Genomic DNA, 26,572 nt, shown 5'->3' with positions numbered 1-26,572 from the left:
ATGCCCGCCGCCTACGACCGCATCGACTACTACGGCCGCGGGCCGTGGGAGAACTACGCCGACCGCAAGGACGGCGCTCTCGTGGGCCGCTACCGGCAGACCGTGGACGAGCAGTTCTACCCCTACATCCGTCCGCAGGAGACCGGAACCAAGAGCGACGTGCGCCGCTGGCGGCAGCACGACATCGCAGGCCGCGGCGTGGAGATCACGGCCTCGGAGCCCTTTTCGGCCTCGGCCCTGCACTATGCACAAGAGGCGCTGGACGAAGGGCTGACCAAGCAGCAGGGACATTCGCAGGAGATCGAACCCGACGACGCCGTATGGCTCTGCATCGACAAGGCGCAGTACGGTCTGGGGTGCGTCGATTCCTGGGGACGACTCCCACTCCGGAAATACCGCCTGCCCTACGGAAATTACGAATTCGAATTCAAAATAAGACCGTTATAAAAGAAGATATTATCTGCGTTCATTGCAATAATACTCCTCCGGACTATTGTGAACAACCAAAAATGAGATAATTTTTCTGTTATTAATAGCCCGCATTTATGATGCGGGCTTTTTTATATTGGTTGTCAAAGTAGCTTTATAGGCTTGAGTCCATGTTTAATATTATTTCGATGGCATTTTCATAATTAGTGTCAACGATTATAAATCAGTCTGTAACTTTTTCAATTATGAAAACGCTTATCGACACCCGTATATATGCGTTGCTATCCCATAATGAATCGAATCTATTAGAATTAACTCAAGCTTACAAAGAATTTATAGAGATGATGACTGAAATGATCGCTAATTGCAACGACCGGGATGAAATATTGAGAATACTGCATTACGGCCGGATTGAATTTGACGTATTATCTCATCCTATGTTCAATCAGTATGCAGATAATGTCTTAAGGACGACCTTTATTTATAAAGTTATGTATATTCTCGACTGCGAAATTAATATTGTCAGTAATAGTATGAAATATGCCTCGGGACATGACTACTCGTCTCCGTTATCCTGCCAGGATGGTGAATTGCTATGGATTGGAACGCAGCAGGAATTGCTGGAACTTGCTGTTGCCATTCATAAAAGCGGGGTTATCATGCTCGGTGACCGAAAGGCTCGCTTTATCGAAATTGTTCGTGCGTTGGCCGATATATTCCATATAACGATCAACGATGTCTACGTAAAGAAAACCAAGCTGCTCGACCGCTGTACGGCAGTGACTCCCTTTTTGGATAAATTGAAGAAAGCCTACGAGCAGGTCGTTGAAAGACACTTGGGATAGAGAGTGCGGAGGCCTGTCAAGGACGAGAGAATCAGAAAGTTTTTCTCCGTTTGCGAAATTTTAACAGGTTATTTTTCAGTTGATTATATTTTCATACTTTATAAAAAACTTTTTGATTTTTCCCGAGAGGCATCCGGAAAAGTGTATTTTTCAGTGATTTTGTATTATACATTTGCAGCAGAAAGCGATGCATAGTGCATCACTGCATTCAAAATCCAAATAACATGAAAAACATCCTTTTTGCTGTTGCAGTCTTCGCTGCCACATTCGTTTCCTGCAACAAGGAGACCGAAGTCGTATCTTCACCCAGCTCTTTCACCGATGGGGCACGTATCGCACTTACTCTTACCGATAATACCGCCGATACCCGCTCCTTCTTCGATTCGACAGCCTCGGCCGAGGCATGAGAGTCTTCGTTGTCGTCACTATCGATTTTCGTCTTCGATAATGCCAACAACTTCATTATCCGCCGGGAGTTAACATCCAGCGAGCTGGCCGCGAAATCTGCGACATTCTCCCTACCCAAATCTCTTGCCAGCACCCCCTGTTCATTCTACGCCGTAGCGAACTACGATGCCTCGTCGGCCAAGACCCGGGCGGCCCTTATGGCCCTCGTGGAGAACTCCGCAGACGCCTACAACGGAACTTTCGCCGAGGTATCCACCTCAGCCAAACGTTCGGGCGGCTTCGTGATGTCGGGCATGAAATCGCAGACCGTCGGCGCCGTGAACTCCACGACCAATGTCGGCATCACGCTCAAACGCACTGTCGCTAAAGTAGCTCTTCAGACGACCATCGACCCGTCGTTTGCCGACAAGTATGCCGGGTCGCTTACGATCAACTCCGTGAAGCTGTCGCGTGCCGCCTCGCAGTCGCTCGTCGTGGCCGGAACGCCGACACCCGGGGCCATGACCTTCAGCCACACGCAGACTCCCGCCACGGCTTCGGGAAAGATGAACAGCCTGTTCTACATCTTCGAAAACGGCACATTGACCTCCGGCAACCGCATCCTGCTGGAAATTAACGCCACATACGATTCGGACGGCAGCACCTCGACTACGGATGACCGCTCGGAGGTGACCTATTCGGTCGAGTTGACGGGCAAGGCCGCGGGCGAGATTCTCCGAAACGGCTACTACCGTGTCGCGGCCAATATCACGGGTCTCGTAGGTCAGGATTGCACCGTGACAATCACCGTCGCCGACTGGGAGACTCCCGTAACGCAGAATGTCGATCTCGGAGCATAATCCGAATTGTTGCACCGGGTTCCGCTCTGTCTTTCGGGCGGGACCCTTTTTCTTGACGAACGATGAAACGATTTCTTTATATCTTATTGCTTCCGCTGAGCATTCTGTGCAGCTGCATCTACGAGGATGAGGCGGATTGCTGCCGCCCGACGAAAGTTCGGGTCGAAATGGCGGTTCGTCCCGATCCTCTGATGACCGTAACCCGCTCTGCGGATGAATACGCCATCCGCGACTTGAATTTCTATCTTTACAACGACAATGGTGAGAGCGTCCTGCACCGTTACCAAACCTCTGCGACGTTGCGTTTCGAGTGCCTGCCGGGCGGATACCGGATGCGCGTTGTCGCCAATCAGGGCTGTGATTTGGGTGAAAACCCGGCATGGGAAGATTTCATTGTTGCGCATGCCGACGAATACGATGTCCTGCCGATGTCCTATGAAAGCGACGTTACGATAAGCCCTTCGCCCGGCGGCATCCTGACACTGCCTACTGTCGAGGTCCGACGTTGCGTGGCGAAGGTTTCCTACAATATCTCCGTCGAGCCCGCGGATATCGAGCTTCGCTCCGTGCAGCTTCTTTCCGTACCGCGCTCAGTATCGGTTTTCGACGTGGCGGCCCGGCCGTCGGACGACCCTGACGACTATACGGACTGCCCGGAAAGCGGGATTTCGGGACAGCAGATCTCGGGGAACTGCTATCTGCTTCCGAATATGCAGGGCACGGTTCCGTCCATTACCGACCAGCGGCAGAAGAACCCGGACAATGCCCCCGCGAATGCTTCGTATCTACTGATCCGCGCTGTGCGGGGAGAGAAAGTGCTGGCCTATTACGTCTATTTGGGCGGTAACAATACCTCGGATTTCAATGTCCGGGCGAACTGTCACTACAGACTCAATATTTCGATCTTGGGCGACAACGAAGTCGATACCCGTATAAGCAGCTATGCCGTCAACGTGCACGATACCTATGAGGAAAATGCAATCGGCGGCTACTGTATCTACAATCCGTCTCAGATGCTCGCCGTCGAGATCGACGGGAGTCCTGCGCCTTTGACGTTGCGGGGACACATCGGTGTCACTCAGGGCGATGCCGGATCGTTCTGCCTGAACGGCTCTCCCATAGGCGATGGTTGCGAGCTTACGCTCACGGAGCAGCCCGGCCCCAATGTCTTCAGCGTGAACTACAAACCGGAGATTTATACGGCTGCGAACTCGCAGGTCGCCTATACCGTCACGGTCGGGGACGATGCGGGATTCGCGCAGTCGTTCGACATCGGACACCGCTTCGCTAACCGCCTCGACGTGTATATTCACCCCGCGACGGCCGAAAACGGGAACGGTACGGCAGCTGTCGCCGGAGCATTGTATGACGCTGAAACTTCTTCCCTGACGCATGACCGGGTCGTCCTGTGCCATGAAAAGGGATGCATGCTGACTGCCGTCCCCGATGCCGGGTATCGTTTTGAAGGATGGTATGCCTCTTCGGATTACCGAACGCTGCTTTCGACATCGGCCTCGTATGCCTATGTTCCGACCTCGCCCGAAGCCGCGATCTTTCCGAAATTCAGAACCGATGCCCAGCCTCTCGAAGCCGAATTGACACCGCCGTCGGCTCTCGTGGTGGGAGTAAGCGCCCAATGTAACCTGACACTCTCCGGAACGGACAGTCCCGATCCCATGACGGCACTTCTTACCTGCTCCGATCCGCAGATTATGTTCACCTTTCCGAACGGAGAGCGGATAACAAGCGGATCGGCTGTATCGCTTCTTTCCGGGACGCACGGCATCTCCTTTACGCCTCGTGCTGCGGGCAGCCTGACGGTTACGCTGCGTGTAACGGACGGCTTCGGACAAAGCGTCGAGCGGTCGTTTACGCAGGAGGTGCGCTATCCGAAATCTACGGCATTGCTGCGGACACAGGCCGCTTCAAGTATCAATTCCGAGAGCCCGCTGACATTGAGAATCTCAAGTTCGGAATACACCGGCAATTACACCGTCAGCTATGCCATCTCCGGACAGGATTGCCTGATCGGCTACAACGGTTCCGGATTGCTGCCCGGAAACACCGTCACTCTCGGGGCGGGTTCGCACACCTTTACCGCAACGGGCTATACGTCGGGAAGGACCGAGATCGTATTCACCGTCACCGACAACTACGGGCAGAGTACGACGGCCCGAGGTTCGATCACATGGAAGTAAATGCTTTATCTCGATGAGCAAACCAAGAATCATTCTGTGCATGCTGCTGCTCGCGGCCTTGTGGGGTCTGCCCCGCAGGGCTGCGGCACAGATCTTCGCCGTCAGGGCCAACGCCCTTGCGGTGTGCAGTGCGACGCTGAACGTCGGGGCCGAAGCGGCCCTGACGGATAACTGGTCGCTGGAGCTGTCCGGCTACTGGAATCCGGTAAATACCGCATCCCTCTCGATGAACTTCCATGCCGTGCAGCTCGGCGGCCGCTATTGGTTCTACGAATCCTTCGTCGGGCATTTTCTCGGGCAGCACCTCACTTATGTCAGCTATGACCTCGGAAGCCGTACAAAACGCTATAAGGGTCATGCCTACGGTCTCGGTGTCAGCTACGGATATGCGTGGATGCTCTCGAAACGCTGGAACGTGGCCTTAGAAGCCGGTGTCGGACTTTACCGCACGAAGGATACCCGGCGCGACCCGACCGTCTCGGACTGGGAGGATGAATACATCTACCACAACCGCCGCTGGACGCTGGCGCCGACAAAATTAGAGGTTTCATTCAGCTATCTGTTTTAAGGATGAAAAAACGGAAAATCATAATTGCCGGAGCAATTCTCGGCTGCTGCCTGTGGATGATGTTCGGCTGCTCAGTAGCCGGACGGCTTCAGCGGCATCGGACGACAGCCTCGCTCTCGCAGCTTACTCGCACCGACCGGCAGCAGCGGCAGCAGGACAGCCGCCCGCAGGTTGTGAAGCTCCAACGCGACAGCGACACGTTCTATCTCGCGCCCGTAGATACGCTTGCCGACGGCGAGCGCGTCATGTCCGTTCAAATCGAGCAGGTAACGGTCATCTCGCGCATGCGGTCGGTTCCCGAACGCAACGGGCACGTCGTACTGGATTTCATCGTGACGCTGCCCAAGCAGTTGTTGGGCAAGAGCCGCAGCGTGGTCATTACACCCATTCTGCACAAGCCCGACGAATCCGTGGCGCTCGAAGATCTGGTGATCCGCGGCGGACGGTTCTCGCTGCTGCAAGAGCGCGACTACTGGCAGTATGAAACCTATGTCGAACGCTTCCGCCCCGACACTGTGGGGCGTGAGGCGGCCTTCAACCGCTTCGTGAAGTTTCCCTATCCGGAGGGCGCCCGCCTCGATTCACTGGTCGAAGGCCGGAGTGCCGTTACATATTACTATTCCCAAGCGGTGAAGACCGACGAGACCTCGAAGAAGATGCTGGTAACGCTTCAAGGGCAGGTCTTGGCCGTGGATGACAGCGCCTACTGTCTGCCGCCGTCCGATACGTTGAGCTATGTCGTATCCTCGATGCTCTCCTTCGTCGATACCTTGCCGCGTTACCGCATCAAGGTCATCGACAAGTTCGTAACTGTCGAGGATCGCAACTACATTCAGTTCTTTGTGGGCGATACCCGCGTGGTCGATACGCTGGGTGACAATCGGCGGCAGTTGGACAAGATCACCGACCTGATGCGGCGGATCGTCGAACAGCAGGAGTTTTACGTCGATACCATCACGCTGACGGCTGCGGCATCACCCGAGGGGAGTTATGCCGCGAATAACATCTTGGCTCGCGGCCGGGCGCAGGCATTGAAACGCTACCTTGTCCGCTGATACGGCAGAAGCATCGACACGATGCTGACCGTGCGGTGGGTAGCTGAAGACTGGCAGGAGTTGATAAACCGCATCCGAACAGACCGGGAGGTCGTAAACCGTGACGCTATTCTGGAACTGATCGCTGCGGAGAAGAATCCCGACCGACGGGAGCAGGCCATCCGACAACGGTTCCCCCAAGAGTATGCCTATATCCGTTCGGTGATCTACCCGCAGCTTCGGGCCGTGAATTTCCGCTACAATTTGCGTCGCAAAGGAATGGTCAAGGACACGATCCATACCACGGAATTGGATACGGCCTATGCCCGCGGGGTGGAGTTGTTACGGAAGCGCAAATACGCCAAGGCGCTCTATATTCTCAACGACTACAACGACCGCAATACGGTCGTGGCGCATCTGTCGATGGATCACAACGAGCGGGCATTGGAGCTGTTGGCCGCGATGCCGAAAGATGCCGTAACGGAGTATCTGAAAGCTATCGGTTGCTCACGCTTGGGACGTAAAGCCGAGGGCCGCTGCCATTTCCTCGAAGCCTGCCGCTTGGACGAGCGTATGGAGTATCGCGGAAACCTCGATCCGGAGATTGCTGAACTCTTAAAACAATAGCCATGCGGATCGGACTGGTGGATGTGGACGGGCACAACTTCCCGAACCTCGCGCTGATGAAACTCTCGGCATGGCACAAGCGCCGAGGCGATACGGTGGAGTTCGCCGATCCCGTGGCGGGTCGTTACGACAAGATCTATATGTTGAAGGTCTTTACCTTTTCTCGGGACTGCACGGATCGTTACGATTGCGAGGTCGTGCGTGCCGGAACGGGTTACAGGGACTATGCGACAATGCTTCCCGAAGAGATCGAGCATATATGTCCGGATTACTCGCTTTATGGAGTCAAAGAAGCCTATGGGTTTCTCACGCGCGGATGCGTGAACCGCTGCCCGTGGTGCGTCGTGCCCCATAAGGAAGGTGAAGTCCGGGCACATGCCGACATCGGGGAGTTTCTCGACGGACGCCGGAGCGCCGTGTTGCTCGACAACAATGTCTTGGCTTCGGCATGGGGACTTATGCAGATCGAGAAGATCGTCCGCATGGGCATCCGGGTAGATTTCAACCAGGGGCTCGATGCCCGGCGTATCGCCCGCACGCCGGAGATTGCGGAACTGCTCGCACGGGTCAAATGGATACGTTTTCTGCGTATGGCCTACGACAGCCGTGCCATGCAGGATGACGTTCATAAAGCCATAGAACTCCTCCGTAAGCACGGCGTTCCGGCCCGGAAGCTCTTCTTCTATGTGCTGATAAGAGATGATATCGAAGATGCGCTCGGACGTATCCGGGAGCTGAAAGCATTGGGTTGCCAGTCTTTCGCGCAACCGTACCGGGATTTCGAATACGAGGGGAAACCCTCGCGGGAGCAATGGCGGCTGGCCTACTGGTGCAACCGCAAGCCGCTGTTCCACTCCGTGGATTATGAGGAATACCGAAAAAAACGAACTTAACGATCGAACTTATGAACAGACTGAAAATCAAATATGCCGTCGCGTACGGCTTTCTTGCAGCAACGGCGGTCGCGCTTATCGCATCGCTATTTACAGGCTGCCATGTCTATGAACATGAAGAGGTGGAAATTATCCGCTGCCCGGTGATCGAAGCCGATACCGTTTATATCCCGGACTGGGATATGCATAATACTGTTTTTGATTCTTAAAGAGTCATGTCTCGAATTTACGATTTTTTCAGCCGTTTGTTGGACCGCAAGGTTCCGGCGAGTGTTTTCGTTACGATGAACCCGCAGATGCAGGCCGTGCGTATCGCCGTCCGCGAAAACGGCCGTCAGCCTTTCGAAGACTATGTGCGGGAGCAGGTTGCCGCCTGCTCCCGTTCATCGGTCGTTCCCGACCACACGCTGCTGCATCTGACCTTTTCCGACAGCAGAATGATTCCGTCCCGCCGGGGTACGACGAACGAATATTTTTACGGGAAGCTGGCTCCGGCTTTTATTCGGCAGGATATACACCCCGAACCGGCCGTCTCGCTCCGGGATGCGGCTTTCGCACTCTCGAAAGGTCTTTCGCCCCTCTCTCCGGCAGGGCGGCGGGAACAGCTGATGCGCGATCCCGAATACCGGAGATTTACGATGCATTGTGCCCGTACGACGCCCGACGATGCACCGCTCTATCGGGCTGTAACCTCTTCGCAGGGAACTTATCTCTTCAGCGATACGCCCAAAGGCCGGCGGGCCATGTACTGCTATATGCAATACATGACGGATCGCTTCTTCGGAATGCGGACTGATGCAGATACGCTGAAAATCTATGAATTGAAACATTTGCCGCCCCGAATCGCCGCGATGGCGGACAAGTGTATAGACAAATTCGTGAAAAGCGATCTGAAAAGCGAGTATCCGGGACTGGAGAGATCCCGATACAGTTTTACCGAGGAGAAGCGGATTCCGACATCGGTACTTTCGGAAGGCGTATGTTCGGCAACATATTCCATATCGCCGTGCTACGAAGACTTCGAGAGGTTCGTTGCCGGGAACCGGACACAGATATCGTCAGGCAATCACGATCTCGCGACGCTGTTGTATATCGCGGAAAACGGGTATGCCGCATCTGTGGCCGACGACGGGCTGCATCGTTTCGGACACCGAGAGTTCTTTTCCGAGGTGGCGTCGAAACTCCGGGATTGCGACCGGGCGCGTATGGGAAACCGGCAATCGACGCACGACTTCGGATACGGTGCCTTGCAGCAGCAGGCCCGTGAAATCGCAGCGGGTATTCTTCGCACGGAATACAACATTCAGAACGGGAGATTCCTGACGGAACACAAGGAGTCATCGCCGGATGTGAAACAGCATGTTTCCCTGCCCGGAACGGGCACCGCAACCAAAAGGCGGGAAACGGAACGAAGGCTGCGGCATTCCCGTCCTGTCAGCGGCAAACGTGCCGCAATAAAAATGTAACGGATATGCGGGAAGACCGGATACGAAGTATTTACCTGACGCTCGACTGAACGCTGCATGCCGTATGTTTCGCTGTCGGAACGAACGGCGAAGAGGGTTTCAGGCATCACATCTCCGAAGAGTTGAAAAAGACGACACCCGGACGGGCGCTCGAAAACCTGTTCTATCTGCAATACGATCTGCCTCCGGAAGCATCCTTCCATGCGACGACGGAAGAAACGAAGCGGCCCGATGAACTATACATGCGGAAATTATTGCCGGAATTGACTCGTCTGAAGTTACAACCCTGTCATGTCGTGGCGAACGACGAGGCGTATTATGCGGCGATGAAAGGTATATCGCTCTTTACGCCGGAAGCCGAAAAGCTGATGCATAGAGCAGATTATTATTCGGCACGGCGGCAAATCCGGCTGTGTGCACCGGATTTGAAACGAAGGAATGAGGCAAAACGACCACCGACGCCAGCACTCAAATTTTATTAAATACCGATTCATAAAACATTCGACTTATGGAAGTAACCATGATGGAACACGATGCCTATCTGGAACTGAGAAGGCGTCTGTGCGGCCTGTCGGTCGCCGTAACGGAATTATACCGTAAAGTAGCCCCGCCCACACGGGAGAAATGACTCAGCACGCAGGAAGTATGCGAGGCGCTGCACATTTCGCAGCGGGCTTTGCAGAATTACCGCGACCGGGGAATCATTCCGTATTCCACGATAGGTTCCAAATTCTATTACCGGGAGACCGACATCGAACGGGTCATCCGCGAAGCTCTGATCCGCAGATAGTATGTCGGACGTTATCACGAAGCGATCCGAAGAGTTCAAGGAACTGACGGATTGGATGGTGCAAACCACGCGCGAGATCGAAACGGCCATGAAACATTTGCGGCCGACGATCGGTCAGGAGCATTATCTGACCGGAGATGAGATTTGTAGACGCTTCCATGTGTGCAAACGGACGTTGCAGACCTTGCGGGATACGAAAGCGATTCCCTATACGACGCTCGGCGGGAAAATCCTCTATCCCGAATCCGGGATCTTCGAGGTGCTGAAGAAAAACTACCGCGACTTCCGGCCCTGGAATAAGTAAACGAACGGCGACCAGATCAGTCTGGTCGCCGTTCGTTTAGGGTTAAGCCTCTTTGGAAAGCAGCCGGGTCGTAGGCTGTGTGAGTTCATACAGATTACCGATGCGCTGCGTAAGAAGACGTACGTCTTCCTTCATCTTGTTGGCGGTTAATTTGGCGTAGATCTGAGTCGTCGTAATCTGCTTATGTCCGAGCATTTCCGAAACGGTTTCGATAGGTACTCCTTTCTCCAATGTGACCGTCGTTCCGAATGTATGGCGACCGATGTGCGTCGATAGGTTTTTGGTGATGCCGCATTTTTGGGCAATACGTTTTATCGTTGTACACATACTTTTTCGATCTTTCACGGGAAAGACCCGCGTTTCGTCGATCTTACCCGGATACCCCCTATATCGTTCGATAAGTTCCTGCGCAATGGGCAGCAACATGATGTGATAAGGCGTACCGGTCTTCTGACGGCGATTGTAGATATATTGTTCTCCCGTCGGAGTTGTTACGATATGATCGTAAGTCAGATTCTTCAGATCTATATAAGCCAGTCCGGTGAAACAACAGAAAATAAACATATCCCGCACGGCCCGCTGTCGGTGATAGCGTAACTCCACATTCATAAGCCGCTGTATTTCTTCGTCGGACAGGAACACGCGGGGCTTATAATCAGGAGCACATTTGAACGCCAGAAAGGGATGACGGTCTATCCAGCCTTGCTCAACGGATACATATAAAACACATTTCAATGTCTGGGTGCGATCGAAAGCCGTTGTCTTGCCGCAATGTCCGTCTGAGAGCATCCATGCGTAATATCTTTCGATGAACGTGACATCCAACTCCTTTAAGGTCACATCCTCCAGTTTTTTCAGAACCAGATACCGCATCAGGCAACAGCGTTCTCCCATCAGTTTATCGTAAGTACGCTGCGTTCTGTCGTGACCGATTCGTGCTTTGATGGTGTCCAAGTGGTAATCGAAAGCTGCAATAAGCGTTTTATATCGGTCGCCGAAACCGTGGTAAGCATTCTTGACCTTATTGGCCGTGACATACGCATCCCGGTCGCAGATCGACTGATAATGTTTAGTGATTTGAGCCTTGATGTTTTCAAGGGTCTGGTGAATTTCGCGCGAAAGCGTATTTCGTTGCGATTTCAAGTAATTGGTTTTCTCATCCCATAGCGCCGGGTCGATATTCAATTTGCAACTGAAACCGGCTTGCGTGCCATTGACCGTGATGCGGCCCATGACCGGAACTTTCCCGTCTTTCGAGATTTTATCCTTTTTCAGATAAAACAGAACTTTGAACGTGCTTTTCATAACTCAACAATTTTTAATGTGACAAAGGTATCGGTTGTTGAGTTCTCAAGAATTACGTATATTTGCGCAAGAAACTGTAATTCAGTCGTATATATGCTATTATAAAGTAATTCGACGGGGTTACGATTTGGTAACGCAACTCCCGTCGAATTCTGCTTTTCCAGGCTCTTCTGCCTGAAATTCGTGCAAAAGACAGATTTTATACATCTTGATTATCTGCGTTTTACACTTTTTACCTCCCCGTTCTTAAAAAACACTCATCCGGTTGTCCGGAGGGGTGTTTCATACATCGTTCGTCGGAGTGACAGGATTCGAACCTGCGACCCTCTGGTCCCAAACCAGATACGCTACCGGACTGCGCTACACTCCGAAACAACGGTCGTAAAAAAGAAAAAAGCAGACCACCTCATGGGCAGTCTGCCGATTTGTCGGGGAGACTGGATTCGAACCAGCGACCTCCAACTCCCGAAGCTGGCGCGCTAACCGGACTGCGCTACACCCCGAACAAGTGCCCTTATCATTTAAGAGCGCACAAAGATAAGCCGAAAATCCGAAAAGTCAAAATTTATTCGTAAAAATTTTGCCCTTTCGCCGAAGCGGGGCGCCATTTACAGCCGCTTGTAATGGCAATAGAGCAACTCCCCGTCGTCGCCGCGCAGGTGCATACCCCCTCCCAGGCAGTAGCGGAACATCCGGCAGTCGGCACATTCGCCCTTGCGCGCCCACTCGCGGTTGCGGAACGGCTCGAAGCAGTTCTGCCACACGTCCCAGAATTTATCCCGGTAGATATTGCCCTGATGGTAGTTGGCGCGGATCGACGTACACCCCGAGATCGCCCCATCGACGCGGATCGAAGCCACCGAAACACCCGCGGCACACTGGTAGAACTGGTCGCGGACCTCGGCCTCGTAGCCGCCCAGAAATCCCTCGCAGGCATAGCTGGCGTCGATGCGCCCCTCGCGGCGGGTGCGTGCGATGAACTCCAGCATCTCGCGGAACTGCACATCGGTCATCCGCAGCGTCGGGTCGTTCTTGGCACGCCCCATCGGAAAGATCGAGAAGAGCCGCCAATGACGCACCCCCTCGGCGATCAGCATGTCGCGGAAAGCCTCCAGCTGCGGGACCATAGCTCCCGTGACGCACGTCACCACGTCGTACGACAGCGACGGTTCGCGCACGACCATCCGCACGGCGTCCAGCGCCCGGTCGTAACTGCGGGCATGGCCGCGGATGTAGTTGTGCTCGCGCTCGAAGCCGTCGAGGCTCACCGAGACCGACCGCAGGCCGGCATCCAGCAGGCGCCGGAAACGCTCCGGGGTCAGGGCCATGCCATTGGTCACCATCCCCCACGGATAGCCGCGGCGCGTGACCTCGGCGCCGGCCTCCTCCAGGTCCGCACGCACCAGCACCTCGCCGCCCGAAAAGATGATCAACACGTCGGCGGGATCGACATGGGGCGTCACCTCCTCGTCGAGGACCTTCAGGAAATCGGCCAGCGGCATGTCGGCGACGCCGGAGTCCACGCGGCAGTCGCTGCCGCAATGGCGGCAGGAGAGGTTGCAGCGCAACGTACACTCCCAGAAAAGCGTATCGAGACGGTGTTCGCGCACCGTCGAAGCATAGAGATCGGAGAAAATATCGAGGGCCAGCCGTTTGCGAAGCCCCAGTCTGCGGCCCGACATGGCCTACTTCCCGGAGGGCGTCGGAGCCTCCTCGCGGGGCTGTTCGGCAACCGGAGGCAGCGAATCGGGATGCTGGCGCTCCATACGTTTGATACGGATGCTGTCGGGAACCCGCACGCCGTACATGACCACGATACGGGGATTGGACGGACCGGGTTCGACCTTCACGTCGGAGGTCTCGTCCTTGTCCTTGGGTGCGTTCTTCACCGACGAGCAGGCCGCGGAGAATCCCAGAAGGGCCGCCAGCGCGAGTTTCAGTTTTCTGTTCATAACGCCAAGCTGTTAGAGATTCACAGCACAAAGATACGAATAAGCCGAGAGAAAAAAGCAAGTTCGCTTGCATTTTTTCCGAGGCGGAGTATCTTCGGCGAAGCCAAAGTGCGAATAAGCGAGGGCAAAGGCAAATCTACCTGCCTTTGCCGAGCGGGAGTATCTAAGACAAGGTCAAAGATACGAATAAGCCGAGAGAAAAACGGCAAGTTCGCTTGCATTTTTTCCGAGGCGGAGTATCTTCGGCGAAGCCAAAGTGCGAATAAGCGAGGGCAAAGGCAAATCTACCTGCCTTTGCCGAGCGGGAGTATCCAAGCGCACAAAGCAGGCATTTTTCCGGCCGAAGGCGAAAAAACATGCCAAAAAGTTTTGTAAACCAATGTTTTTTATCTTACTTTGCTGACGTATAACACTTAATTCTCTATTTTTTATGACAGGTAAGGTAAAATGGTTCGATGGCAAAAAAGGCTACGGATTCATTACGGCGGAGAACGGCAAAGAGATTTTCGTACATTTCTCGGGAATCGTTAAGGATGGTTTCAAGTCACTCAACGAAGGTCAGGTCGTAGAGTTCGAAATTGGCACGGGTGCCAAAGGCGAACAGGCCATTAACGTAAAAGTAGTTGAGTAAACTATAATTACCGGCATCGAAAGGGGGCTTCCTGCAAGAAGGAGGCCCCCTTTTTCGCGGACCGGACGAAAGGCGCTTGCCTGTTTGAAAAATAAATCGTACTTTTGGGCGTCAAAAAAACCGATAACAGGTTCAAAACACAATAAACCCAACACACCATGAAAGAAGCAATCGCAATTCTGACCGGCGGCGGACCGGCCCCCGGCATGAACACCGTGGTAGGCAGCGTCGCAAAAACGTTCCTGCGCAAAGGTTACCGCGTGATCGGCCTGCACGAAGGCTACACGGGCCTGTTCAACCCCTCGCCCCGCACCGTGGACATCGACTATCCGATGGCCGACGGCATCTTCAACCAGGGCGGTTCGTTCCTGCAAATGAGCCGGTTCAAACCCAAGGATTCGGATTTCGAGAATAACTTCAACCTCAAATTCTTCACCGACAACAACATCAAGCTGCTCGTCACGGTCGGCGGCGACGATACCGCCTCGACGGCCAACCGCATCGCCAAGTTCCTCGAGGCCAAGAAATACCCCATCGCCAACATCCACGTCCCCAAGACCATCGACAACGACCTCCCGCTCCCGAAGGGAACGCCGACGTTCGGTTATGAGTCGGCCAAGGACAAAGGTGCCGTCATCGCCCGCGCCGTCTACGTAGACGCCCGCACGAGCGGCAACTGGTTCGTGCTGGCCGCCATGGGCCGCTCGGCAGGACACCTGGCATTCGGCATCGGCGAAGCGTGCCACTACCCGATGATCGTCATTCCCGAGATGTTCGACAAGACGGAGATCACCGTCGAGAAGATCGTCAACCTGGTGATTTCGTCAATCATCAAGCGCAAGATCATGGGCATGGACTACGGTGCCGCCGTGATCTCCGAGGGCGTGTTCCACGCGCTGTCGGACGAGGAGATCCGCAAGAGCGGCATCCACTTCACCTATGACGAGCACGGGCATCCCGAGCTGGGCAAGGTGTCGAAGGCGCACATCTTCAACGAGATGATCGAGAAAAAGCTCAAGGAGCTGGGCCTCAAGGTCAAGAGCCGTCCTGTGGAACTGGGCTACGAAATCCGCTGCCAGACCCCGATCGCCTACGACCTGACCTACTGCTCGGAGCTGGGTATCGGCGTGCACAAACTCTTCGCCGAGGGCAAGACGGGCTGCATGGTTTACGTGGATTCGGAGGGCAACGTCTCGCCGCTCTACCTCAAGGACCTGCAAGACCCCACGACGGGCAAGATTCCGCCCCGTCTGGTGGACATCAAGTCGGACAAGTTCTCGTCGGTGGTGGAGAACATCATCAACGCCATCACCCCGGCAGACTACGAAGCCGCCAAGGCTTATGTCAAGAACCCCGAGGAGTACGACTTCCACAAGATTCTGAACTGGAAATAATCCGGCAACGATCCGATAAAATCCCGGAAAGCCTTCGCAAGCGCTTTCCGGGATTTTACTCATCGCACACTTTCCCGAAACCCCATCATGAAACAAACCCAGGAACCGGTGTTCGAGCCGATGCCCGAAACACCTGCGGAGCCGGAATCCCCGACTCCCGAACCCGCCGGACAGCCGGCGGCATCGCTCGCCGAAGCGAAAAAGAATATCCTCGTCGGTCTGCTGTGGTGCATCGGCGGACTGGCTTTCAGCTTCATCTCCTACTACCTCACCGAGGCCGGAGGCCGCTACGTCATCGCCACGGGAGCTATCCTCTGGGGTGCCTGGCAGGCAATCACAGGATTATACATCTGGCTGAAAATCAAATACAGCACGGGTGAATACGCCGCATTCTGGCGCATGCTCGCAGCGGCCGTCTGCACCGCCCTGCTCATCGGATACCTCTCGGTGCTCTCCACGCAGCTGGTGAACGAAAGCGGCGAACTGCCGCTGCTCGACGACGAACAGACCTACGACTGCCCGGACCTCGGGCTGCGAATCCGGATTCCCGCCGGATACACCGCCGTGGAAGAGGAGGCAGAGCCCGAAACCGATTCGACCTACGCCCGTTACACGATGTACGTCCTCGACGGCGAATGGGAGTTCAACATCGACGCCCTGCAAAACGTGATCGACGCGGACGTGGAGAACGTCGCCGACCTCTCGGACTACTGCCTGAACCGCGACTCGGTCTACTACGACGGCGGAATCATCAAGGCTTCGCGCCCCTTCACGGCGAACGGCATCGACATGCTGCGCAGCGAAGGCCGCCGGACGGAATATCCGGGATTCGTCTTCACGAACTACGACCTGAAACAGGGACAGTCGCTCATCACCGTCGGGATCAGCTACCCGGCGAACGAATACGGCAAAACCTCCACGCTCCGGCGCATCGAGGAGCTGCTCCGGGGGATCGAACTGACAGAACCGACCGAATAGGAAAATTCGCACCATCGACAAAGGCGGGCCCGGCGGGTCCGCCTTTTTTCATCCGAAGAGCGTCGGTGCGGGAGCCGGCAGCGCGGGAGCTGCCGGATGGAGGTCCAGAATCTCCAGCCCGCGGCCGAGGGCGCGGCGGACGGTATAGCGCGTGCCGCCGGGCGAACCGTCGTACCACGCCACCAGGACCCGGGCGTGATCGACCAGAAAATCGTTGCGGACGGCGTAACACCCCCGGTGATAGACCGGAGAGAGCACCTCGACGGCATCGGCGGCGGCCAGCACCCGCCCGAAGCGTTCGCGGTCGGCCTGCGGGAAGCGGGCCTCCTGTCCCCGGAAGGGAACCGCGGCGACCAGCCGGACATCGGGTCTCCGGCCGCGCAGCTCCAGCACCGCTTCGGCGGCCGCGAGGTCGAACCCCACGGCCATACCGCTCAGGAAGGTCCGGAAACCGCGCGCGTACAACTCCTCCAGGGTACGGCGCAAAGCGCCGGCGGCATCGCCGCGGTAGGTGCGGTGGCCGCTGAAAGCTACGGAGATGAGGGGATCGGCGATCATATGCTCAAAGATACGGCTTTGGCCCGAATTTTGCAAAACTTCCTGCTGAATTCAAAAACTCTCACAACTATGAAAAACACAGGAATCGCCATCGTATCGCTCGTGGGCGGTATGATCATCGGATCGGCCCTCACCATGCTGTTCACGCCCCAGTCGGGCCCCGAACTGCGTCAGAAGATCAAGGATTCGATCGACGACGAGATCGACCGCGTGAAGGAGAAACTCGGCAAGGTCGAACAGGAGATCGAAGAGGCGCGCTGCAAGTGCGACGGAAAATAAACGCCGCCCGAAGATGGAAAACAAACCTTCCGGCGGCCGTTTCATAGCCTCGCTTCTGTTTTTCGCAATGACGGCGGCCATCGCCGTCCTGCTGCTGCTCACGGCGCTGGTCGTATGGCTCTCGTCCGTGACGGGTTCGTTCATCGTTTCGGCGCTGATTCTGGGCGGACTTTTCGCCCTCCTCGCCTTCGTCATCTACCTGCTGGCGATCCGGGATGCCGTGGATCACATCCGCTCGCAGGCGGAAACCGTTTACGAGGTGGCCCGCGCAGCGCAGACAGGCTATGAATGGCTCACCGAAAAGGTTACCCTCTTCCTCCGGCTGCGCGAAGAATTCCGCAGCAAATGAAAAACGCCGGTGCATTGCGTTGCACCGGCGTTTTTCAAATCCGGAACGGCCCGTTACAACGGCACATCCACATCGACGTAGACCATCGTATAGCTCTCCCGGCTGCGCAGATAAAGTTCGAACCGGCGGGCGAACCAGCCTCCGAGCCGGATATAGAGCTTCCCGCCGCGCTGCTCGCAGCGGATGTCGTAGCCGTTGTCGATGAGATCGCACTCGACATCCCCGCCCGGCAGCGACAACGCCACCTCCTGATCGAGATAGTCGTAGTTGGAGTGGTCGATCCGCAACGCCGTGCTCCCGTACTCGGGCAACTTGTAGGTCCCGGGCATGGCCGTGACATATCGGACCGCCGCACCGACGGTCTTCGACTCCGCCGTAAGCGGCGAAACCACGTAGATCTTCAGGTAGTTCACATCCCGGCGTCCGATGGGCATGGCCATCTTTCCGGAGGGGAACGACCTCAGCGTCCCCGGACGCACGGCCACGTAACCATGCCCCGCCTCGACGGCGGCTATCGTCGTCGAGGTCTCCAGCGATTTGGGCGCAACGGCCCCCAGACCGCCGACCTTGCCGAGCGCAAAGAGAACACAGTTGTTGCCGCATACAAAATTCTGGGCCTTGTCGATATAGATGCCCGAATCGTCCAACACGGTTTTGCCGTTACTTTCATCCATCATATTGAGGGAAACGGTCCCTTCGGGATCGCCGGGAGTCCCATCATCGTCGGAGCAGGAGGGAGCGCCCCCGACGACTGCCGCCAGCAGCAGCGGCAGAAAAATCTTCTTCATAGATTCAATCGGTTTTGTTGTGTAGCCGCAGCGAAGATACAAAAAAACACAGACTTTTTCCGGTCCGGACCGGAAAAAGAACGGACCTCGCAAAGAGGTCCGTTCCGGTATATTCCGCAATCGGGAAATTATTTGCCGAAGTAACGCTTGTAGAGCCCCTCGAAACCCTTGCCGTGACGGGCTTCGTCCTTGGCCATCTCGTGTACGGTGTCGTGCACGGCGTCGAGGTTCTGCTCCTTGGCCAGACGGGCCAGACGCATCTTGTCCTCGCAGGCGCCGCACTCGGCGTTCATGCGCTTTTCGAGGTTGGTCTTGGTGTCCCAAACGACCTCGCCGATCAGCTCGGCGAACTTCGAGGCGTGCTCGGCCTCCTCCCAGGCGTAACGCTTGTAAGCCTCGGCGATCTCGGGATAACCCTCGCGGTCGGCCTGACGGCTCATCGCCAGGTACATGCCCACCTCGGTGCACTCGCCCATGAAGTGATTCTGGAGACCCTCCCACAGTTCGGGGCTGGCACCCTTGCCGTCGCCGATCTTGTGAACCGTCACGAAATCGAGGTCGCCCCCGGTCTCCACCAGTTCGACGAATTTTTCCTTGCCTACCTTGCACATCGGGCACTGATCGGGTGCCTCGGGACCTTCGTGGATGTAACCGCAAACGGTACAACGCCATTTCTTTGCCATAATACGCTGAATGTTTAGTGTGTGTGATTGTGTTCTGTTTGTGACGCAAAGATAGCAAATCCGTCCGGAATCCGTATGGATTTCCGATCGTCTTTTCTGATGGCGGGATAGGCTGCGCTTATAGCCGCGGCGCAGAACCGGATAAAGAGCGCATGAACCCACCTCCGCCCCGAAAACACGCCTCTCAGGCGAGGCGGTCGATCACCTCCTCGATCTGCGCCACGTCGGTCGAGTCCTTCACCAGCACGCGCTTGCGGCTGTCAAGCAGATACATCGCCGGAATGGCGTGGAGGTCGTAGAGGCTCTTCTCGCGGATGACGCACCCCTTGTCATAGGCGTTGATCCACGACGCAGGGATGTGGTCGCGGTAGTCGCGCCACTCCGTGAGGTCCTCGTCGGGATAGATCGCCAGCACTTTCAGCCGCCCGCGCTCGATCATCTCCGAGAGCATCGGCGACGAGGTGATCGCCTCGCGGATCTCGCGGCACATCGGACAGCCGGGGTTGTTGATGAACAGCAGGACGTATTCGGCATGCAGCCCGTAGAGGTTTCCCGAGGCGCCCGAGGCGAGCGTATAGCGGAAATCGTTGGCCTGATGCCCCAGCCGGTTCTGCATGGCCATCTCCAGATCGTACTGCGGAGCGATGCGTTCGTATTCGTCGTACCACGGGCTCCGCAGCTGCGCCTGCAACACGGGGATGTAGAACTCGTCGTTGCGCAGCGGCGAATTGGGATCGTGGAGCACCTGCTCGGCGAGCATCGAGAAGTAGTCGAGCATCTTGCGCGAGGAGGAGGCGCGGCGCATCAGCGAGTCGATCGGCGAACCGTCGGTCGGACGGTCGGAGATCAGCGCAATGTAGCGGGCATAAGCCTCGACCATTTGCAGCGTGTCGGCCCGGACGGTGAAGAGCGTATCGGTGAAGTCGAAGCGGTCCCAGTAGTGCACGCGCAGGTAGTCGCGCCGCTCGTCGGGCGAGAGGCTCGACGGAGCGATGGCGGGCAGGAAGACCCGCGGACGGGAGTCCGCCGCGGCCTCCTGCGCGGGAGCGTTCCGGCGGCGGCCGCACGAGGCCATGCACAGGAGGGCCAGAAGAGAGATCAGAATGCGTCGCATAGGCTGAAATACGATTTTACATGCAAATATACGCATTTCGGGCGACAATCGTGCAACCGAAAGCCCCGAACCCCGCCGAACGGCGGTTTTGCACGGTAGTTGCAACACTCCGCAGCGTCAAAAAAACCAAATTTATTCACTATGGATGTAAAAAAAACTACCACAAGCACAGGGTTCAAACTGAGTGTCATGACACTTGCGATTATGAACGTGACGGCCGTAGTGAGTCTGCGCGGACTGCCTGCCGAGGCGGTCTACGGACTTTCGTCGGCGTTCTACTACCTGTTCGCTGCAATCGTGTTCCTCATCCCGACGGCCATGGTCGCCGCAGAGCTGGCCGCGATGTTCTCCGACAAACAGGGCGGCGTCTTCCGCTGGGTCGGCGAGGCTTACGGAGCCCGCACGGGATTCCTGGCCATCTGGCTCCAATGGATCGAATCGACGATCTGGTACCCCACGGTGCTGACCTTCGGAGCCGTGTCGATCGCCTTCATCGGCATGAACGACGTGCACGACGCGGTGCTGGCCTCGAACAAGGTCTTCACGCTCTGCATGGTGCTGGCCATCTACTGGCTCGCCACGTTCATCGCGCTCAAGGGCCTCGGATGGGTCGGAAAGATCAGCAAATGGGGCGGTATGATCGGCACGATCATTCCCGCGGGACTGCTGATCGTCCTCGGCATCATCTACATCTCGACCGGCGGGCATAACCATATGGACATGTCGCAGGGCTTCTTCCCCGACCTGTCGAAATTCAACAACCTCGTGCTGGCCAGCAGCATCTTCCTCTTCTATGCGGGTATGGAGATGATGGGCATTCACGTGATGGACGTGAAGAATCCGTCGCGCAACTACCCCAAAGCCATCATCATCGGTTCGCTCGTCACGGTCTGCATCTTCGTGCTGGGCACCTTCTCGCTGGGATTCATCATCCCCGCCAAGGACATCAGCCTCACGCAGTCGCTGCTGGTCGGATTCGACAACTATTTCCACTACCTCCACATCTCGTGGGCCGGACCGATCATCGCCATCGCCCTGATGTTCGGCGTGCTGGCCGGCGTGCTGACCTGGGTGGCAGGCCCCTCGAAGGGTATCTTCGCCGTGGGCAAGGCCGGCTACCTGCCCCCGTTCTTCCAGAAAACCAACAAGAACGGCGTGCAGAAAAACATCCTGCTGATCCAGGGATGCGTCGTGACGCTGCTGGCGCTGCTGTTCGTCGTGATGCCCTCGGTGCAGTCGTTCTACCAGATTCTCTCGCAGCTCACCGTGCTGCTCTACCTCATCATGTACATGCTGATGTTCTCGGCAGCCATCGTCCTGCGGTACAAGATGAAGGACACGCCCCGCCCGTTCCGTCTGGGCAAGAAAAACGGCCTGATGTGGCTCCTCGGATGTCTCGGCTTCTGCGGCGCATTGCTAGCCTTCGTCCTGAGCTTCGTGCCGCCCAGCCAGATCGCAACGGGCAGCAACACCGTCTGGTTCTCGGTGCTCGTCATCGGATGCGTGGTCGTCGTAGGCGCCCCGTTCGTGATCTACGCCCTGCGCAAGCCGTCGTGGAGAGACCCGCAGGCCGCCGCCGAATTCGCCCCCTTCCACTGGGAAGTGCAGGCCAAAGCCGCGGCTCCGGCGCAGAGCCAGCCCGCGGCGAACAATAACCAATCGACAAAATAAGGAACGACATGATTCAGAAAATCGACAAAAAAGCGGTTCAGGAAGCCCTTCGAACGGCCTACGAACGCTGCAAGAACGAAACGGGCGGCAAGAACGCCGACTATATCCCCTATCTGGCCGACGTGCCGTCGAACCTCTTCGGCATCGCGGCCTGCCTGCCCGACGGCGACGTAGTGGCCGTGGGCGACGTGGACTACAAATTCGGCATCGAATCGGTGTCGAAGGTCCCGACGGCGATCCTCGCCATGAACCAGTACAGCGGTCAGGAGGTCCTCGACAAGATCGGCGCCGACGCAACGGGGCTGCCCTTCAACTCGATCATGGCCATCCTGCTGGAAAACGACCATCCCTCGACGCCGCTGGTCAACGCCGGAGCCATCTCGGCCTGCTCGATGGTCAAACCCGTGGGCGACAGCGACGGCAAGTGGAAAGCCATCGTCTCGTTCATCGCCGACCTCGCAGGGTCGGAGGTCGAAGTGATCGACGAACTCTACAAGTCGGAAACAGCGACCAATTTCAACAACAAGTCGATCGCGTGGCTGCTGAAGAATTACAACCGCATCTACGACGATCCCGACATGGCGCTGGACATCTACACGCGGCAGTGTTCGATCGGCGTGACAGCCAAGCAGCTGGCCACGATGTCCGCGACGATCGCCAACAGCGGCGTGAACCCCGTGACCAAAAAAGAGGTGTTCAAACCCGAGCTCACGCCCAAGATCGCCTCGATGATGGCGACCGTGGGGTTCTACGAGCACACGGGCGACTGGCTCTTCACGACGGGGCTCCCCGCCAAAACGGGCGTCGGCGGCGGCATCATGGGCGTCGTGCCGGGCGTGATGGGCGTGGCGGCGTTCGCTCCCCCGCTGGACGAGGCCGGCAATTCGGTGAAGGCCCAGAAGGCGCTGGCATTCATCGCCGGGCACCTCAATCTCAACCTCTTCGGCACGACGCGCTGCGTGATGGCCGAAAAGGAACCGGTGCAGGCATAGGCAAAGACCTGACCGCAACGAAAAAGCCTGCATCCGACGGATGCAGGCTTTTTCATGCCTCGGGGCGATCAGAAGCGGTAACGCGCACCGACCAGCAGACTGCCCGAGGTGCCGATACCCGCCTCGGCATAAGCCGCGATGCGTCCCCCGACCTCGACGCCGACGGGCGACACCTGGAAGGCGAACAACGTGGATTTGTCGCTCTGTCCCCCGACCTTGGCCTTGGCGAACGAAGCGCCCGCACCGACCCACGTATAGAACGACACGATCTTCAGATTGAGCCAGTTCCACTTCGCATTGGGCATCACGGTCCAGTAACGGTTTTTGATCTCCGAACCGGAGCCCTTGATCTCCTGCGTGTTCGACGAATAGACGACCTGTGCCCCGATGCGCAGGCTGCCGATCACCCGGAAGCTGTACCCCACGGTGACGGCGCCCCATCCCGAGGGGTCCGTATCGGCGCCCGTCAGCAGGTCGCTGTATGCGTCGATCCAGTCCGTCACGGGCGCGAAACCGTAGGAGACGGAAATCTCGCTGCGGCGCGATCCCTGAGCCGCGGCGGGCACGGCCATCGCCAGAACGACGGCCGCCATCAGCAATTTCTTGATCATAATTTTCCGGTTTAAGGGTTTACAGCCGTAAATATAGCAAAAACCGCGCTGCAAAAAAACGGGAGGACCTTCGAAAAAAGCCCTCCCGGTAAACGGATTCGCATCCGCAGTCGTCAGTTCTCCTGCTCGACGGCCTTGAACAGCGCGATATCCTCCGTCGTGGAGTTCATCACGTAGGTATAAGCCTCCGAGATCTTCGCCTCGGCGAGCTTGCAGAAGATGCGCGCCGAAGCGACGTACTCCTCCGCCTGACCGGCCTGACGGGCCAGCAGGTAGGTGATGATGATGTGTCCGGCGGTCTCCACCAGGCGGCGGGCATGGAAATCCTTGAATCCGCAAACCTCCTTGTCCCCGGCCTCGACGCGGGCCAGCATCTCCGAGAACTTCACGGTCAGCTCTTTGAGCTTCGTGACCACGGGGCACATCGCCTCCGAATAGCTCTCTGCGGCATAACGCTCGATCTGCTCCATGAACGTGCCCTTCGTCACGGCGTTGATCGCCGCCACGACCTGCAACTGCGAGGTGCCCTCGTAGATGTTCATGATGCGGGCGTCGCGGTAGATGCGCTCGCAGGGATAGTCCTTCATAAAGCCCGAACCGCCGTGGATCTGGATGGCGTCGTAGGCCAGCTGGTTGGCATACTCCGACGAGAAGAGCTTCACCAGCGGGGTGAAGCCGTCGGCCAGACGGTTGTAGAACTTCATCTCCTGACGCTCCTCCGCTTCGAGCGAACGCTCGTGGGAGATATGGCCGTACTGCTTGTAGACCTCGACGAAACGCGCGGTTTCGTACAGCAGCGCACGCGCGCCCTGCACCTTGGCCTTCATATTCGAGAGCATCTCCGACACGGCGGCGAACTGGATGATCGGCTTGCCGAACTGGGCGCGCTCGTGGGCGTATTTCAGCGCCTCGCGGTAAGCGGCCTCGCACGTACCCACCGACTGAGCGCCGATGCCCAGACGGGCGGCGTTCATCAGCGACATCACGTACTTGATAAGACCCATCTTCCGGTCGCCAACCAGCTGCGCCGGGGCGTTCGTGAAGACCAGCTCGCACGTCGGCGATCCCTTGATACCGAGTTTGTTCTCGATGCGGCGCACCTTCACGCCGCCGTCGCGCTTGTCATAGACCAGCATCGAAAGGCCGCGGGCGTCGGTCGTACCCTCTTCGGTACGCGCCAGCACGAGCGAAACCTCGCCGTCGCCGTTGGTGATGAAGCGCTTCACGCCGTTCAACAGCCAGGTCTGCTTCTCCTCCGACCAGGTGGCTTTCAGCATCACGGCGCCCAGATCCGAACCGGCGTCGGGCTCCGTAAGGTCCATCGCGCACGTCGCGCCTGCCGAAACCCACGGCAGATACTTCTGTTTGATCTCTTCGGAGGCGAACTCATTGAGCGTCTCGGCGCAATCCTGCAATCCCCAGATGTTCTCGAAGCTGGCGTCGGCGCGTGCGACCATCTCGTTGGCCATCACGAAGCAGATCAGCGGGAAATTCAGTCCGTCGTACTTGCGGGGAAGCGTCATGCCGCTCAGGCCCGCATCGACGACGGCCTTCATGTTCTCGACCGTGCCCGAAGCATACTCCACGTGGTCGTTGACCACGCGCGGGCCCTCGTGGTCCACGCCCTCGGCATTGGGGGCGATCACCTCGCCGCAGACCTCGCCGGCGATCTCCAGCACGCGGCGGTAGGAGTCCATAGCGTCTTCGAAATCCTGCGGCGCATAGTCGTAGAGGTCTTTCTCGGCGAAACCGCGCTCTTTCAGCTCCACGATCTTGCGCATCAGCGGATGCTGGAGGTGGAACTGCAAATCCTTGTTATCTGAAAAGAAATTAGCCATTACTTCGAATTTTGTTTATAGTACTTGATCATCTTGGGGATAATCTCATTGACATCGCCCGTGATGGCGTAGTCGGCGATCTTGTTGATCGGAGCCTCGGGATCGGTGTTGATCGAGATCACCATCGACGACTGGTCCATGCCGGCCGTGTGCTGGATCTGCCCCGAAATACCGCAGGCGATGTAGAGTTTCGGACGCACCGTAACACCCGTCTGGCCTACCTGGCGCGCATGCTCCGTGAAGCCCGCATCGACGGCGGCGCGGCTGGCGCCCACTTCGCCGCCCAGCACGTCGGCCAGGTCGTGCACCAGCTTGAAGTTCTCCTTCGAACCCATGCCGTAACCGCCGGCGACGATGATGCCGGCACCCTTGATGTCGATCTTGCGCTCCTCGATCTGACGATCGACGATCTTCACCACGAGGTCCGTGTCCTTGACGAATTTCTTCCAGTCGATCGGCTTCACCTCGCCGGCACCCGGTTTGGCGGCGAGCTCCTTGCGCATCACGCCCTCGCGGACCGTCGCCATCTGGGGACGGTGGTCGGGGTTGACGATCGTGGCGATGATGTTGCCGCCGAAGGCGGGACGGATCTGATAGAGAAGGTCCTTGTACTCCTTGCCCGTCTTGGGGTCCTTGTGGTCGCCGATCTCCAGCTGCGTACAGTCGGCCGTCAGGCCGCTGTGCAGCGCCGACGATACGCGGGGTGCGAAGTCGCGGCCCACGGGCGTAGCGCCGAAGAGTGCGATCTGGGGTTTCTCCTGTTCGATCAGCCCGCACAGCACGGCCGTATGGGGCAGCGTGCGGAACGGGGCGAAGAGTTCGTCATCGGCGGTCCACACCGTGTCGGCGCCGTATTTGGCCAGCTCGGCGGCGATACCCGCCAGTTCGTGACTCAGCACGACGGCTTCGAGTTTCACCCCGAGGCGGTCGGCCAGCTCGCGGCCCTTGGTCAGCAGTTCGAGGCTCACATCGGCGACCTTGCCGCCCTCCATCTCGATGTATACGAATATATTGTTCATCTCCGAAGC

28 protein-coding genes, 2 tRNA genes and 2 pseudogenes are annotated in these 26,572 nt (G+C 57.1%); 20 read left to right on the top strand and 12 right to left on the bottom strand.

Annotated features, from left to right (window positions below):
* The 13 genes and pseudogenes from WMO46_RS08675 to WMO46_RS08615 form a co-directional block, all read left to right on the top strand.
* Positions 1-447: beta-galactosidase small subunit-related protein (locus WMO46_RS08675; RefSeq protein WP_458693328.1), on the top strand; the 447-nt coding region annotated here is incomplete at its 5' end.
* Positions 448-674: 227 nt separating this feature from the next.
* Positions 675-1,274 carry an RteC domain-containing protein gene (locus tag WMO46_RS08670; RefSeq protein ID WP_141413422.1) on the top strand — a complete coding sequence of 200 codons (600 nt, stop codon included), beginning with the start codon at positions 675-677 and terminating at the stop codon, positions 1,272-1,274.
* Positions 1,275-1,498: 224 nt separating this feature from the next.
* Positions 1,499-1,681 carry a hypothetical protein gene (locus WMO46_RS08665; protein ID WP_302570955.1) on the top strand — a complete coding sequence of 61 codons (183 nt, stop codon included), beginning with the start codon at positions 1,499-1,501 and terminating at the stop codon, positions 1,679-1,681.
* A gap of 9 nt (positions 1,682-1,690) precedes the next feature.
* Positions 1,691-2,521 (top strand): FimB/Mfa2 family fimbrial subunit, encoded by an 831-nt coding sequence (locus WMO46_RS08660; RefSeq protein ID WP_278963095.1) that lies wholly within the window; start codon positions 1,691-1,693, stop codon positions 2,519-2,521.
* Between the two features lie 62 nt (positions 2,522-2,583).
* Positions 2,584-4,719, top strand: a complete 2,136-nt coding sequence (locus tag WMO46_RS08655; RefSeq protein WP_349094208.1) for a DUF4906 domain-containing protein — start codon at positions 2,584-2,586, stop codon at positions 4,717-4,719.
* A 13-nt stretch (positions 4,720-4,732) separates the two neighbouring features.
* A complete protein-coding gene (locus WMO46_RS08650) occupies positions 4,733-5,287 on the top strand; it encodes a DUF3575 domain-containing protein (RefSeq protein ID WP_349094207.1) in 555 nt (184 codons plus the stop codon).
* Positions 5,288-5,289: 2 nt separating this feature from the next.
* Positions 5,290-6,948 (top strand): annotated as a pseudogene (locus WMO46_RS08645) (hypothetical protein).
* Between the two features lie 2 nt (positions 6,949-6,950).
* The gene (locus WMO46_RS08640) at positions 6,951-7,841 is read left to right on the top strand and encodes a radical SAM protein (RefSeq protein WP_349094206.1); all 891 of its coding nucleotides are present in this window, start codon (positions 6,951-6,953) and stop codon (positions 7,839-7,841) included.
* A gap of 11 nt (positions 7,842-7,852) precedes the next feature.
* Positions 7,853-8,050 (top strand): PIN domain-containing protein, encoded by a 198-nt coding sequence (locus WMO46_RS08635; RefSeq protein WP_349094205.1) that lies wholly within the window; start codon positions 7,853-7,855, stop codon positions 8,048-8,050.
* Positions 8,051-8,056: 6 nt separating this feature from the next.
* Positions 8,057-9,307 (top strand): DUF6047 family protein, encoded by a 1,251-nt coding sequence (locus tag WMO46_RS08630; protein WP_349094204.1) that lies wholly within the window; start codon positions 8,057-8,059, stop codon positions 9,305-9,307.
* A 122-nt stretch (positions 9,308-9,429) separates the two neighbouring features.
* A complete protein-coding gene (locus WMO46_RS08625; protein ID WP_349094203.1) occupies positions 9,430-9,789 on the top strand; it encodes a hypothetical protein in 360 nt (119 codons plus the stop codon).
* Positions 9,790-9,947: 158 nt separating this feature from the next.
* Positions 9,948-10,097, top strand: a pseudogene (locus tag WMO46_RS08620) (helix-turn-helix domain-containing protein); the annotation flags it as partial.
* Position 10,098: 1 nt separating this feature from the next.
* Positions 10,099-10,401: a helix-turn-helix domain-containing protein gene (locus tag WMO46_RS08615; RefSeq protein WP_278564094.1), complete on the top strand. Its 303-nt coding sequence runs from the start codon at positions 10,099-10,101 to the stop codon at positions 10,399-10,401.
* A 42-nt stretch (positions 10,402-10,443) separates the two neighbouring features.
* Here the strand turns inward: WMO46_RS08615 and WMO46_RS08610 are convergent, their stop codons facing one another.
* The 5 genes from WMO46_RS08610 to WMO46_RS08590 all read right to left on the bottom strand — a co-directional run bounded on the left by WMO46_RS08610 (position 10,444) and on the right by WMO46_RS08590 (position 13,658).
* A complete protein-coding gene (locus WMO46_RS08610) occupies positions 10,444-11,706 on the bottom strand; it encodes a site-specific integrase (RefSeq protein WP_019150768.1) in 1,263 nt (420 codons plus the stop codon).
* Positions 11,707-12,002: 296 nt separating this feature from the next.
* Positions 12,003-12,076 (bottom strand) — tRNA-Pro (locus tag WMO46_RS08605).
* Between the two features lie 58 nt (positions 12,077-12,134).
* Positions 12,135-12,209: transfer RNA gene (locus WMO46_RS08600), tRNA-Pro, on the bottom strand.
* A 105-nt stretch (positions 12,210-12,314) separates the two neighbouring features.
* Positions 12,315-13,388, bottom strand: coding sequence for a TIGR04133 family radical SAM/SPASM protein (locus WMO46_RS08595; protein WP_349094202.1), 1,074 nt, complete (start codon positions 13,386-13,388; stop codon positions 12,315-12,317).
* A 3-nt stretch (positions 13,389-13,391) separates the two neighbouring features.
* Positions 13,392-13,658, bottom strand: a complete 267-nt coding sequence (locus tag WMO46_RS08590) for a hypothetical protein (RefSeq protein WP_019150567.1) — start codon at positions 13,656-13,658, stop codon at positions 13,392-13,394.
* A 430-nt stretch (positions 13,659-14,088) separates the two neighbouring features.
* On the opposite strand from WMO46_RS08590, the gene WMO46_RS08585 reads away from it, so the two are divergent.
* From WMO46_RS08585 to WMO46_RS08575, 3 genes are all read left to right on the top strand, one after another.
* A complete protein-coding gene (locus WMO46_RS08585) occupies positions 14,089-14,289 on the top strand; it encodes a cold-shock protein (protein ID WP_019150582.1) in 201 nt (66 codons plus the stop codon).
* Positions 14,290-14,447: 158 nt separating this feature from the next.
* Complete coding sequence (locus WMO46_RS08580) at positions 14,448-15,683, top strand: 6-phosphofructokinase (RefSeq protein WP_019150583.1); 1,236 nt, start codon at positions 14,448-14,450, stop codon at positions 15,681-15,683.
* A gap of 87 nt (positions 15,684-15,770) precedes the next feature.
* Positions 15,771-16,661: a hypothetical protein gene (locus tag WMO46_RS08575; RefSeq protein ID WP_349094201.1), complete on the top strand. Its 891-nt coding sequence runs from the start codon at positions 15,771-15,773 to the stop codon at positions 16,659-16,661.
* Positions 16,662-16,709: 48 nt separating this feature from the next.
* On the opposite strand, the gene WMO46_RS08570 is transcribed toward WMO46_RS08575, so the two are convergent.
* Positions 16,710-17,219 (bottom strand): SLOG family protein, encoded by a 510-nt coding sequence (locus WMO46_RS08570; RefSeq protein ID WP_019150596.1) that lies wholly within the window; start codon positions 17,217-17,219, stop codon positions 16,710-16,712.
* Positions 17,220-17,288: 69 nt separating this feature from the next.
* Between WMO46_RS08570 and WMO46_RS08565 the strand changes: the two genes are divergently transcribed.
* Complete coding sequence (locus tag WMO46_RS08565) at positions 17,289-17,498, top strand: YtxH domain-containing protein (RefSeq protein WP_019150597.1); 210 nt, start codon at positions 17,289-17,291, stop codon at positions 17,496-17,498.
* Between the two features lie 13 nt (positions 17,499-17,511).
* Positions 17,512-17,847 (top strand): hypothetical protein, encoded by a 336-nt coding sequence (locus tag WMO46_RS08560; protein WP_019150598.1) that lies wholly within the window; start codon positions 17,512-17,514, stop codon positions 17,845-17,847.
* A 53-nt stretch (positions 17,848-17,900) separates the two neighbouring features.
* On the opposite strand, the gene WMO46_RS08555 is transcribed toward WMO46_RS08560, so the two are convergent.
* The 3 genes from WMO46_RS08555 to WMO46_RS08545 all read right to left on the bottom strand — a co-directional run bounded on the left by WMO46_RS08555 (position 17,901) and on the right by WMO46_RS08545 (position 20,432).
* Complete coding sequence (locus tag WMO46_RS08555) at positions 17,901-18,635, bottom strand: DUF5036 family protein (RefSeq protein WP_349094200.1); 735 nt, start codon at positions 18,633-18,635, stop codon at positions 17,901-17,903.
* A gap of 128 nt (positions 18,636-18,763) precedes the next feature.
* The gene (locus WMO46_RS08550; RefSeq protein ID WP_129651994.1) at positions 18,764-19,318 is read right to left on the bottom strand and encodes an NADH peroxidase; all 555 of its coding nucleotides are present in this window, start codon (positions 19,316-19,318) and stop codon (positions 18,764-18,766) included.
* A gap of 184 nt (positions 19,319-19,502) precedes the next feature.
* Positions 19,503-20,432, bottom strand: coding sequence for a DUF5106 domain-containing protein (locus WMO46_RS08545; RefSeq protein ID WP_129651993.1), 930 nt, complete (start codon positions 20,430-20,432; stop codon positions 19,503-19,505).
* Positions 20,433-20,573: 141 nt separating this feature from the next.
* On the opposite strand from WMO46_RS08545, the gene gadC reads away from it, so the two are divergent.
* Positions 20,574-22,103: a putative glutamine/gamma-aminobutyrate antiporter GadC gene (gene gadC / locus WMO46_RS08540; protein ID WP_341463178.1), complete on the top strand. Its 1,530-nt coding sequence runs from the start codon at positions 20,574-20,576 to the stop codon at positions 22,101-22,103.
* 8 nt (positions 22,104-22,111) lie between these two features.
* Complete coding sequence (gene glsA / locus WMO46_RS08535) at positions 22,112-23,095, top strand: glutaminase A (protein WP_349094199.1); 984 nt, start codon at positions 22,112-22,114, stop codon at positions 23,093-23,095.
* A gap of 68 nt (positions 23,096-23,163) precedes the next feature.
* Here the strand turns inward: glsA and WMO46_RS08530 are convergent, their stop codons facing one another.
* From WMO46_RS08530 to WMO46_RS08520, 3 genes are all read right to left on the bottom strand, one after another.
* Positions 23,164-23,706 carry an outer membrane beta-barrel protein gene (locus tag WMO46_RS08530; protein WP_349094198.1) on the bottom strand — a complete coding sequence of 181 codons (543 nt, stop codon included), beginning with the start codon at positions 23,704-23,706 and terminating at the stop codon, positions 23,164-23,166.
* A gap of 113 nt (positions 23,707-23,819) precedes the next feature.
* A complete protein-coding gene (locus tag WMO46_RS08525; protein WP_026076486.1) occupies positions 23,820-25,544 on the bottom strand; it encodes an acyl-CoA dehydrogenase family protein in 1,725 nt (574 codons plus the stop codon).
* Positions 25,544-26,563, bottom strand: coding sequence for an electron transfer flavoprotein subunit alpha/FixB family protein (locus WMO46_RS08520; protein ID WP_349094197.1), 1,020 nt, complete (start codon positions 26,561-26,563; stop codon positions 25,544-25,546). The genes WMO46_RS08525 and WMO46_RS08520 overlap by 1 nt, the downstream gene beginning before the upstream one ends.
* Between the last annotated feature and the right edge of the window lie 9 nt (positions 26,564-26,572).

The sequence above is a fragment of the Alistipes intestinihominis genome (genome assembly GCF_040095975.1).
Classification (GTDB): domain Bacteria; phylum Bacteroidota; class Bacteroidia; order Bacteroidales; family Rikenellaceae; genus Alistipes; species Alistipes senegalensis.
Note: the sequence above shows the minus strand (reverse complement) of the source record. Positions and strands in the feature narration are given on the sequence as shown.